Origin of the sequence: Halomonas sp. 3D7M (assembly GCF_014897885.1) — a bacterium.
Lineage (GTDB): Bacteria > Pseudomonadota > Gammaproteobacteria > Pseudomonadales > Halomonadaceae > Vreelandella.
The window spans coordinates 71,069-81,723 of the sequence record NZ_JABUZF010000235.1; the positions used below are offsets into that span (position 1 = coordinate 71,069).

10 protein-coding genes and 1 pseudogene are annotated in these 10,655 nt (G+C 55.2%); 2 read left to right on the top strand and 9 right to left on the bottom strand.

What is annotated here, in order from left to right; translation table 11 throughout:
- The 7 genes from INT22_RS13275 to INT22_RS13305 form a co-directional block, all read right to left on the bottom strand.
- Positions 1-4,445 (bottom strand): AMP-binding protein (locus INT22_RS13275; RefSeq protein ID WP_193068384.1); only part of this gene is annotated, 4,445 nt, incomplete at its 3' end.
- A gap of 50 nt (positions 4,446-4,495) precedes the next feature.
- The gene (locus tag INT22_RS13280) at positions 4,496-5,497 is read right to left on the bottom strand and encodes a TauD/TfdA family dioxygenase (RefSeq protein WP_193068385.1); all 1,002 of its coding nucleotides are present in this window, start codon (positions 5,495-5,497) and stop codon (positions 4,496-4,498) included.
- A gap of 31 nt (positions 5,498-5,528) precedes the next feature.
- Positions 5,529-6,200, bottom strand: coding sequence for a 4'-phosphopantetheinyl transferase family protein (locus INT22_RS13285; protein WP_193068386.1), 672 nt, complete (start codon positions 6,198-6,200; stop codon positions 5,529-5,531).
- Positions 6,178-6,918 (bottom strand): thioesterase II family protein, encoded by a 741-nt coding sequence (locus INT22_RS13290; protein ID WP_193068387.1) that lies wholly within the window; start codon positions 6,916-6,918, stop codon positions 6,178-6,180. The genes INT22_RS13285 and INT22_RS13290 overlap by 23 nt, the downstream gene beginning before the upstream one ends.
- Positions 6,908-7,198: an MbtH family protein gene (locus INT22_RS13295; protein WP_446718952.1), complete on the bottom strand. Its 291-nt coding sequence runs from the start codon at positions 7,196-7,198 to the stop codon at positions 6,908-6,910. The genes INT22_RS13290 and INT22_RS13295 overlap by 11 nt, the downstream gene beginning before the upstream one ends.
- Before the next feature lie 181 nt (positions 7,199-7,379).
- Complete coding sequence (locus tag INT22_RS13300) at positions 7,380-7,586, bottom strand: DUF4880 domain-containing protein (RefSeq protein ID WP_193068389.1); 207 nt, start codon at positions 7,584-7,586, stop codon at positions 7,380-7,382.
- 80 nt (positions 7,587-7,666) lie between these two features.
- The gene (locus INT22_RS13305) at positions 7,667-8,191 is read right to left on the bottom strand and encodes an RNA polymerase factor sigma-70 (protein ID WP_193068390.1); all 525 of its coding nucleotides are present in this window, start codon (positions 8,189-8,191) and stop codon (positions 7,667-7,669) included.
- 229 nt (positions 8,192-8,420) lie between these two features.
- Between INT22_RS13305 and INT22_RS13310 the strand changes: the two genes are divergently transcribed.
- Positions 8,421-9,218 carry an inositol monophosphatase family protein gene (locus tag INT22_RS13310; protein ID WP_193068391.1) on the top strand — a complete coding sequence of 266 codons (798 nt, stop codon included), beginning with the start codon at positions 8,421-8,423 and terminating at the stop codon, positions 9,216-9,218.
- 630 nt (positions 9,219-9,848) lie between these two features.
- Here the strand turns inward: INT22_RS13310 and ykgO are convergent.
- Entirely contained in the window at positions 9,849-9,989 is a 141-nt protein-coding gene (gene ykgO / locus INT22_RS13315) for a type B 50S ribosomal protein L36 (RefSeq protein ID WP_082072625.1), read from the bottom strand.
- Between the two features lie 12 nt (positions 9,990-10,001).
- Complete coding sequence (locus tag INT22_RS13320; protein ID WP_095602579.1) at positions 10,002-10,271, bottom strand: type B 50S ribosomal protein L31; 270 nt, start codon at positions 10,269-10,271, stop codon at positions 10,002-10,004.
- Positions 10,272-10,539: 268 nt separating this feature from the next.
- Between INT22_RS13320 and INT22_RS21020 the strand changes: the two are divergent.
- Positions 10,540-10,655 (top strand): annotated as a pseudogene (locus tag INT22_RS21020) (Fe3+-hydroxamate ABC transporter ATP-binding protein FhuC); the annotation flags it as partial.

Below are 10,655 nucleotides of genomic sequence, written 5' to 3' on the forward strand. Positions count from 1 at the left end.
ACCCGGCAGGTTGGCTTGAGTTCGGCGATACGCGCCAGTAGCGCCCAGTCAGTCGCTTCGCCGCCCAGAACCAAACGCTCGTGCGGAAGTACATCTGCCGGAGTTGCCGCACTTAGAAGTGCCCGCAGGTGGCTGGGCACGATCTTAAGCACGTCCACCTGTTGTTCCCGCATATAAGCGGCAAAGGCATCTGGGTCGAAGGCACATTCCGGTGAAATGAGATGCAAGGTACGGCCGGTGCACAAGGCGCCAAACAGCACCGTATGCCCCAGATCCGCCGCCACCGTCGACACCATTGACAGGTTGCGAGCATCTTCTGGTAGCGCCAGCACCTCCAGAACGCCCTGTACGTAATTGGCCAAAGCACCGTGACTTATCGCCACTCCCTTGGGCTTACCCGTGGAGCCAGAGGTATAGATCACATAGGCTGTCTGCTGGGGATGGATGATGGGTGGTTCGTGCTTAACTGCAGCCGGAATTTCATCGGCAAACGCCAGCGCCATTACTGGAACGTCAGCGTTCCAATCGCAAGCTGTGCTGCTCAGCATTAAGCGAGCGCCACTATCAGCCAATTGATAGGCCAAGCGCTCCTTCGGCAGTTGCGGATCCAGCGGCACGAAGGCTCCGCCCGCTTTGAGTACAGCGAGAATGCCAAGTACGTATTCACACGAACGCTCGGCGTGAATAGCTACACGCACCTCGGGGCCAATGCCTTCTGCGATTAGTGCCTGTGCCAGACGCTGGGCTTGGGCATCCAAGCTGGCATAGGTATATCGGTATTGCCCATCGTCTACGGCTAACTCATCAGCATCAGTTGCCACCGCTTTCGACAGCAGGGTGGGGATATCCTGGGTGAGAATCTCGCTTTGGTTTCCTTCCAGCACGGAGATAGGCTCGGGTAGCGACAGCATCGCCGTGTGAGACCGTGGATCAGCGACGACCTGCTCGGCCAGGAATCGGAATGCCTGGCAGAAACGCTCGATCGTGGTGGCATCGAATAGCTCTGCGGAGTAAGCGAATAGACCTGCTATTCCCTCCGGCTCATCGCAAAAGTCGAGACTCAGATCGAAGTGAGCAATACCCGTGAATACCTGCTCGGCTTGAATGGCCAGGCCAGCCACGTGACGCTCCGCCTGCCACATTTCCTGCTGAGTACACTTCACCTGAAATAGCGGATGTACCCCCGGTTGCCGTTCTAGCTGTAGCGCCTCCACCACTTGATCGAAGGGGACATCCTGATGCAGCTGAGCATCGAGCAGGGTAGCGCTCACCTCGTCTAACAAACGCTCGAAATTTTCAGTGGGATCAATCTGAGTGCGCAACACAACGACATTGATGAGGTAACCAATCAAGCCTTGTAGCTCGGCTTTATGCCGATTGGCAATGGGAGCCCCTAGCTTGATATCTGTCTCACCGCTAAAGCGATGCAAAGTCAGCTTTAGTAGTGCCAAAATCACAGCATAGAGCGAAACGCTTCGTTCACGAGCTAGGCTACGTAGCTGCTCGCTCAACTCACCGGTAAGTGTAAAACGCAGCTGGCCTTCTCTGGGTGCGGACAGCGCTTGGCGTGGGCGATCCAAAGGCAACGCTAGCGGGGGATGATCCCCGGAGAGGCGTTCACACCAGTGAGCAAGTTGGCTTTGCCGCTCACTACTATGCTTCTGACGCTGCTGCCAAACCGCATAATCTGCGAACTGTACTGGCAGTGGTGCAAGCTTGGCTTCTTGCTGAGTGCAGGCGCACTCATAAAGTGCGCATAGATCATCGATGAGCACCTGTACTGACCATCCATCGCCAGCAATGTGGTGCTGAACGATAGCTAACACATGGTGCTCCGCGGACAAGCGGTAGAGGGCGACGGTTAAAGGAGGCGCCTGTTCAAGATCAAAAGGCTGCCGCGCCAGCTGAGTGAGTGCGTCATGCAGTACCTGCTCCTGTTCAACCGCAGCATCACCGGGTATATCGTTACAGATCAACTCAGGATGCCAATCCCGCGCTAGCCGCTGAACCGGACCTCCTGTCTCACTCAAGGGGTAGTAAGTACGTAAAATATCATGGCGTTGTACGAGGGCCTCCAGCGCTGCATTGAGCGATGATGGATCCAACGCCCCCTTGAGATGAAGCGCCCCTGCCATATTGTAACCAGCGCTCTGGGGATCGAGTTGCCACGTCAACCATAGGCTGCGCTGCCCTTCTGACAACGGTATATCGCCTTGACGTTGATCATCTTCAAGACGAGGGATGGCCACCCCTCGTTGATCCGATGAGGCCGCTAGGCGTGCTTCGATAGCTTTAGCCATGGCAGATAAGCGCGGCTGTTCAAACAGCACGTGCAGAGATAACTCGACGCCCCAGTGATCACTGATGGCGGCGGCTAGCCTCACGGCTGNNNNTAGCCTCACGGCTGCAAGCGAATTACCACCGCTGGCAAAGAAGTGAGCGTCTCTTCCTAGCGGCTTACTCTGCGCCTGGGTGTCATTATCCCCCAGCACTTGGCGCCAGAGCGTCGCTAACGTCTGCTCTGTTTCGCTCCCAGCTTCCGCAGTAGATTGTGATGATTCTCCACCACTAGCGTCCCCACCGTCGCCACCGCTGACAAAATGCCCAAAGGCGTGAACGGCGTAGGCATCCAGGCTACCCGCCTCCCAGCCTTGGCGGCAGGCGCTGCGCTGTAGCTTGCCGCTGGAGGTTTTGGGAAGACCGCCTGGGTTAAGCAGTAGCACTACCGAAAGCGGCTCGTGGCAAGCGGACCCCACCGTCTCGCTTAGTGCTTCGACCAACTTCTCGGCGGGCACTAGCTTCTGTATGCCGCGAGAGACTTCTGCCGCAACGCCGATCCCTTCAGCACCTTCGGGGGTGGTCACTGCAAAGGCTGCAATGCGCCCCTTACGGACCGCTTCTACCTCGGCTTCGATAGCGCACTCGATATCCTGGGGATAGACGTTATGGCCGCGCAGAATGATGAGGTCTTTAATACGCCCGGCGATATACAGCTGCCCTTGGTGTAAAAAGCCTAAATCGCCGGTGCGTAGCCAGCGATCGTCTTGGGCGTCGTGGCCCAGTGCATTGGCATCGTGAGCATCGCTATCGTGGGCACCGGTACGTTGCCAGCTAACGCCATCACGGGTAACAAAGGTTTTGGCGGTTGCTTCAGGGTTATGCCAATACCCATGCGCCACGCTGGGCCCATTGACCCAGATCTCGCCAACGTCGCCTTCGGGCAGCGAGTGAAGCCCTTCGGGATCGACAATATCGATAGTGTGATCGGGTTGCGGCGTGCCACAACCCACCAGGGTATTGCCTTCGGCTGTTGAGGACGCCTGCCCCTGAGCCAGCAATTGTTGCGAAAAAGCAGTGCCAAGTACCCCCGTACCACGAGGATTACAGCTAACCAGCAGTGTGGCTTCAGCTAAGCCATAGCAGGGAGCGGCGGTGTCAGCGGCGAACCCCGCTGGCAGGAAGCGCTCAATAAAGGCTGTAAGGGTATCGTAGCGCACTGGTTCAGCGCCTGAGAACGCTACCCGCCAGCTGGATAAATCGAGTGTCTCAATCTGTTCGTCGCGAATACGCTCAAGGCACAGCCGGTAGGCGAAATCGGGGCCACCACTGATGCTACCTCCGTAGCGGGAGATCGCTTCCAGCCAGCGTACCGGCCGCTGCAAAAAGAAGGTCGGGCTCATCAATACCGCAGGAATGCCACGATAGATGGGCTGGAGTAGGCCGCCGATCAGGCCCATATCGTGATACAGCGGCAGCCAACTAACGAAGACATCGTCAGCACCAATCGAGAAGCCTGTCTCGATAGCGCGCTCGTTAGCCATCAGATTGCCATGACTCACCATCACCCCCTTGGGCGTGGCCGTGGAACCTGAGGTGTATTGCAAAAAGGCGATATCATCGCGCTTAGGGAAATGCTCGACCCAGTGTTCAGCGCGGCTCTCATCGACGCCATCCACGGGGATCAATTCCGCACTACCAAAGCCTTCGTTCGCCGATGCGACCACATCAATAATTGTCGTAGAGGTAAGCACGCAAACGGCCTGGGAGTCGGCGGCAATGGCCAGTAAGCGTGCCAAGTGCTGCTGTTTGGCCGACTCCGGTGGAAAGACCGGCACAGCAATGACCCCGGCATATAGGCAAGCGAAAAATGCCACTACATAGTGCTCATCGTTATCCAGCAGGATCAAAGCACGGTCACCAGCCGCGAATCGCTGCTGTAGCTCACTGGCCAGAGCACGCGAACGCCGCTCCAAGGTGGCGTAATCAAGGGCGGTATCACCTTGAGCGTTCACCACAATCAGCGCCCTGTCGCTGGGCCTTTCACGGGCTAAGCGACTTAAATGCTCGACATAGCTTCTAAAAACATCGTTTCTAACAGCATCGCTTCTAAAAGCATCGTTATGGGACGGGTGGCTGTTCATTGTCTGGGCGTGCCTTATATTCATATGCGTACCTGCTGGAACTCCTGGCCGTGGCGTGGGTTGAGCCGCTGTATTCAGTCTTTGGAGAGGTTGCCGTGGCCTTCCGCCATGGCGACAACAACTTTGCGCGGCCCTTTAAACGGCGTGCGCGCATGGGCGACCAGCATGTTGTCGAGCATCAACACATCGCCCGCCTGCCAGGGGAACATCACCGTTTCGTCGGCCAGCACGCCGCGGACCTCATCAAAAATGGCATCGTCAATGGGGCTGCCATCGGCAAAGAAGACGTTGCGCGGCATGTCTTCGGGGTCAAGCAGCTCTTCTAGCGATTCACGCACTTCTGGCTGCAGGTTGGAGACATGGAAAAGGTGGCCCTGGTTAAACCACACCTGCTCACCGGTGACAGGGTGAGTCTCTATGCTTTGGCATAGCTGGGTAGTACGCAGGTCGCCATCAGGTTTCCATTCACAGCGGATCCCCGCGCGCTGGCAGAATGCCTCCACTTCGGCACGGTCTTCGGTGTTAAACACCTGTTGCCAAGGCATATCGAAATCGCCGTAGTTGCGTACGTAAAGAATGCCGGGGGCAAAGCGCTCACGAATCTCTACCGGCATACGGCGGTAAATGGCGCGACTATCGGCAATAGGCGTCTCCCCTCCTTCAGGTGAAGCGGTGACACAGTGGAACCAGATTTTCATCGGCCACTCGCGGGTGTAGGCCTGCTCATTGTGGAGGGGAATATGTTGATGAGCGGGATATTCGGTGGAGGTATAAATGCCCGATGACACCGCTGAGCGTGGCGTAGAAGCGAACTCATAACTCAACAGTGGATGACCGAAAGCGGCAGCAAACTGCTGAAAATCATCAACTGTCGGCACGTCGAAGCCTCTCAGTAACACCCCGCCTACTCTAGTCACCAGCGTCTCGATATCAGCACGCAGCTCGCTAAAAGCTTCCAGCAGCGACTGCCCTGGGTAGGCGGGAGAAATCATAATAGGCAGCTCTGAATCAGCTGGCCCCTGGCGTTTGGATATGGCGTTGATTGGTTGCGTTGGTGCTGTGCTTTGGCTGTCCATTATTGATCTCCTAAAAAGTCGTTGAGTAGCATTAGCTCTGGACATAACCCAGGGCTGCCGCATAGCCACACGGCGCTGGCAGCGGCCATGCTTGCAAAGGTGATGAAGTAGGAAGCGAGTATTCAAGACGGTAAATGGTTGGCGGCGCAGAGGCTGGACTGACCGAGAGCGCCTGTAGATGGTCAGCTATTCCCAGCCCAAGTGCCTTGAGCACTGCCTCTTTAACCACCCAGCGCTCAATAAAGGGCAAGGCAGACCGGCCGCTATCGTGATAGCGTCGCTCACTCGGCGATAGAACTAGGCCACTCAGTGATGCAAGCTCGGCCTCGGGTCGGCAGCGTTCAATATCGACCCCCACCTGCCCACAAGCTGCCAGCGCAATAAGGGCATACCCCCCTGCATGGGAGACATTGAACGCCAGCCCATGAGCGCTTTTCAGGAGAGGCTTACCATAGGCATTTTCGCTGAACACCAGTTTCTCTGGCGCGATACCGGTTTGCGCTGATAGCAGCCGCCGCAGAGCAGCACGAGTCGTCACGGCACGCACTACATCGGCGTGATGACGAAACCGACACGCACGCTGCCGCTCTGTTTGACTCAGCAACCGATAGTCCTCATCTGCAATAGGGGCCTCCAGATCAAGAGGCAACTGCCAGACCGTGAGCCCCACGGGTAGCGTTTCAGCTAACCGCAGGCGCTGCATAAAGCACCTCCTCTAGGCGCAGGGTCAGTGCCTGTTCGATGGCTGCCACTACTTGCCTTTCCTGCTGGCGAATAAAGAAGTGCCCTCCCTCGAACCAGTTCAAAGAAAACGCCCCGCCCGCTACGCGCTGCCATGCTTCCAAGCGCACTTTCTCAATATCATCAGCAAGGCCCGCTAACACTTTGACGGGATAGTCGAATGGCGCACTACTGCGATAACGGAAACTACGACAGAGGCGATAGTCCGCCGCCAAAACATCAAGCGTGAGACGCATCAGCTCTGGGCTTTCGAATACTTCCTCTGGCGTGCCGCCCTGTTGGCGAAGATCCGCAATCAGGGCCTTATCGTTATCAAGGCCCGCCAAGCGCTCTGAATCACGCATTGAGGGCGCTGCACTACCTGAAGCGAATAGCATCCGTGGCTGAGGGCGCCCCACATCGCGCAAGCGAGCAGCGATGCCATAAGCCAGCAGCGCCCCCATGCTGTGACCAAACAGGGCAAAGTCACCGCGCATCCGCGTTGCCTGCTCTTCGCACAGCTTTACGACCTGAGTTTCGAAGTTGTCGACGAGCGGCTCACCCAAGCGCTCACCCCGCCCCGGCAACTCAACGGGGCACACCTCAATCCACGCTGGCAACTGGCGCTTCCAGCGCAGATACATGGTGGCACTGGCCCCAGCGCAGGGCAGGCAGAGCAGCTTTAGCCGCTTAGCCTGCATTCGCAGGCTCCGCTTCAGCAGCCTGCTGCTCGTCCATCCACTGACGCAGAGAGAGTGGCCGCATATCGGTCCAGGTTTTTTCGACGTACTCTAGGCAGGTTGGCTTATCGCCAAGCACACCGGTATCCGTCCAGCCAGCAGGAATTGCTTTCCACTCAGGCCAGAGGGAGTACTGCTCTTCGTGGTTAACTAACACGCGGAAAACAGCATCTTCACGATCAAAACAGCTTGTCATGGAACTAACCTCATCGTTGACGAAGAAATGAGAAACAAAACGCAATTGCTTCTCATTACATAATGACGAGTGAGGTATATAGAAATTTAATGCGGGGGAGAAAGAAAGTAGGAAAAATAAGCGTGAGGGCAAACGGCTCTAGTGCTTAAAAACATGAAAGCCGTTAAACCATCAAGGAAGAAAACCAGGGGGAACAAAAAAAGAATGGGCAAAAAGCGGTGATTTGTCAGTTGCGCTCATCACTGCGGGGGATCATTCCCGTTAGCAGCCATAGCTGTTCGGCTTCATGAAATACCCTGCGATGCTGAGAAGAAGCCGCTAGCCACGCATGGAGCGCCTCGCGATCAGCATCACTCAACGACTCTTCATGCTCGCGCATCAGCCAATCTAGCGCCACTTGCCAAACGGCATCATCGCCGCTGTCGTTATCCATCGTTACTGTCAAACCTCGCTACTGTTGTTCGTTGACAGTGTAACAAAGCGACCACAAAGAGGGGACGGAACGTAGGCTTACTAATCTGGCAACGTCTGACTTTGTAGCGACTGGCGGCAATGAGTCAATGCATCGCGAATCATAAAGTTAACTAACGTGGTGGAAATACCTAACAAGTGGGCCACTTCCCGCTGCGTATGGCTCCCCGACCGGTAGAGCTCAAAAGCGCGCCGCGTACGCTCGGGCAGCTCGTCCAACGCATCCACCACCTGAGCCAAGGCCTGACGATCAATCGCGATCACCTCTGGAGAGTGTGACGCGTAAGAGGCAGCCTCCCCCTCCTCTTCTTTGGCAAACAGCGTTGACTCAAATGCCGAACGGCGGCAACGGTCAATAGCGAGGTTGCGCACCACACGTGACACGTAGGATATGGGCTGCCTCACCTCAAAAAGCGTGGTTGCTTCTGAAATTTTTAGATAAGCATCCTGCACAACATCATCGGCCTGATCAGCATTGCCCAAGACTCTTGCGGCGACACAGCAGAGCCGGGGCCGCTGATTAACGAAGATATCTTCTAACTCAGCGCTCCAGGTCTGGGTATCCACTGATTGGCCTCCTGCCTTAACTAACACCACAAAATAAATAACAATAATTATTATTTGCGTTAACAAGCAGTAAAGTCAATCAGCGAGGCCTAATCCTCTTTTCATAACGATATGCTTGTACTAAACAACTGATCTACCAAACCAAAAAAGTCTACTGTCATCGCCATGTCATGAATGGTTAGTTACCTTTATCAAACGATTTGATAACAGCCCTCCCAGGAGAAACGACATGCTTGAGAGCGAAAACAGCTTGCTGGAAACAGTTAAGCAAGCAGCCTATGAAGCAGGTGCGCTGTTGCGCGAGGGGTATTCGCAAAAGGGACGGATTGCATTTGAGAAAAAGGGAACATCTGACTTCGTTAGCTACTACGATACGGCAGCCGAGAGTATCATTATCGACTGCATCAGCAGCGCTTTTCCCGATATCGCTTTCCTTGGCGAAGAAAGTGGCCTGACGCCCACCGATAGCGACTATACCGTGATTATTGACCCCCTTGATGGCACCAGCAATTTTCTGCATGGCGTGCCTCACTTTTCGGTGTCTATTGCGGTCACCAAAGGTGATGCGCTGATCATCGGTGTTGTCTATCAACCACTCCTTGATGAGATGCTCTGGGCAGGCCAAGGCACAGGCGCCTTTCTCAATGATCGCCCATTAACAACACCAGCCCCTCGCCCGCTGACCGAGATGCTGGTGAGCACTTGCCTGCCTTACCATGCCAAAGGCGACTGCACGACAGCGCTAAATCAACTCGCGACATTAATGCCCCAGGTGGCGGGTATCCGCAGCCCTGGCTCAGCGGCGCTCGAGATCGCCTATCTCAGCCTAGGTCGGTTTGATGCTTTTTGGTCGCAAGGCGCCGCGCTCGACTTCTGGGATATCGCTGCCGGTATTGTGATAGCTCGGGAAGCTGGATACACCGTCACGGATATCTCTGGTGAGGCAAATCCTGTTCAATGGAACAGCCTAATTGCTGCGCACCCCGAGCAGCATAGCCAACTGCTAGCATGTTTAAGCTCTTGCTAACAGAATATCCGCTCCACCCCTAATGCAAGTCAGTTAAGCCGACCGGCATTATCTGATGGGCTGGTTTTTTTGTTTAATAAGTGCCTGACGATGACTCCACCCCAGCCCTCCGTGCCGCCCTCGTCACTCCTACAGGCCCTACCACTTCGTCATTCCCGCAGGCCCTACCACTTCGTCATTCCCGCAGGCCCTTAGCGGGAATCCATGTTGACCAGGGGTTTCGGGCTGCTGCAGGCCAAGGTCAAGGTGGATTCCCGATTACCCCACTCGGGAATGACGGTTCGGTGACTCAGGAATGACGGTGCGGCGACTCCACCCCAGCCCTCCGAACCGCCCTCGCCATTCCCGCAGGCCCTGCCACTTTGTCATTCCCGCAGGCCCTTAGCGGGAATCCATGTTGGGCTGGGGTTTCGGGCTGCTGCAGGCCAAGGTCAAGGTGGATTCCCGATAACCCCACTCGGGAATGACGGTGCGGTGGCTCAGGAATGACGGTGCTGTGGCCACTTTGCTATATGGAACTAGGGGATAATGCTAGTCAGCCTTAACTGACTGATATTACGCCCCCCTGAGTTCAAACGCTGTATTGTGCGTTGATAAAAAATAAGCCGCTGGCCCCAGGAGATTCCCTGCTTATTTTTTGTGCTTTCCTCCCTGGCGCGCTTTGAAGCGCGGATTCGTTTTACAAATGACATACAGCCGTCCGCGACGTTTGACCACTTGGCAATCAGGATGGCGGTTTTTGGCGGACTTGAGCGAGCTAAGTACTTGCACTCTATATATCCTCTACTTAGCGCCAGAAGAGCGGCGCGAAACCAAACCGAAGCGCTGCTGAAAACGCGCCACCCGACCTTCAGCAGAAACTCTGCGCTGCTCGCCGGTATAGAAAGGGTGAGAAGCGCTAGAGACATCCAGGTCAATCAATGGGTAGGTATTGCCATCATCCCAGACAATTGTCTGCGTTGAGGTACAGGTAGAACGGATCCGAAACGTGGCACCGCAGCTGGTATCGCGGAACACTACGTAGCCATAAGCGGGATGTATGCCCTTTTTCATACTCAACTCCTTCAACCTAAAAGATACAAGATAACATATCAATTACACATGATTCTCATTACCATGTAAAGGTTATCTTGCAAGCCTACCCTCGTTAACTCACAACCCAACGCTTGCCCCGTAGCACTGCGTTAGCCGCCAATACTCAAGCCCTCGCAGGGCTTATCTAAGCCCAACAACAGAAATCTTTTAATTTTTTTGTTAAAAATGAGAACCATTAGCACTAGAATAGAGCCATTATTATTAACCCTATCGCCAGGAGTCATTCATGTTCGAGGTCAAAGGCGCTACCTTTGAAATCAATGGTAAGCAGATTCTAAATCCCATTGACCACAGCTTTCATGAGGGCAAGGTTTACGGCTTGATTGGCCACAATGGCTCGGG

What these genes read in the sequence shown, in the direction of transcription:
- INT22_RS13310 (WP_193068391.1), top strand. Translation starts at nt 8,421, where the DNA reads ATGCTTGAGAGCGAAAACAGCTTGCTGGAAACAGTTAAGCAAGCAGCC.
- INT22_RS13300 (WP_193068389.1), bottom strand. Translation starts at nt 7,586, where the DNA reads ATGGATAACGACAGCGGCGATGATGCCGTTTGGCAAGTGGCGCTAGAT.
- INT22_RS13280 (WP_193068385.1), bottom strand. Translation starts at nt 5,497, where the DNA reads ATGGACAGCCAAAGCACAGCACCAACGCAACCAATCAACGCCATATCC.
- INT22_RS13285 (WP_193068386.1), bottom strand. Translation starts at nt 6,200, where the DNA reads ATGCAGCGCCTGCGGTTAGCTGAAACGCTACCCGTGGGGCTCACGGTC.
- INT22_RS13320 (WP_095602579.1), bottom strand. Translation starts at nt 10,271, where the DNA reads ATGAAAAAGGGCATACATCCCGCTTATGGCTACGTAGTGTTCCGCGAT.
- INT22_RS13290 (WP_193068387.1), bottom strand. Translation starts at nt 6,918, where the DNA reads ATGCAGGCTAAGCGGCTAAAGCTGCTCTGCCTGCCCTGCGCTGGGGCC.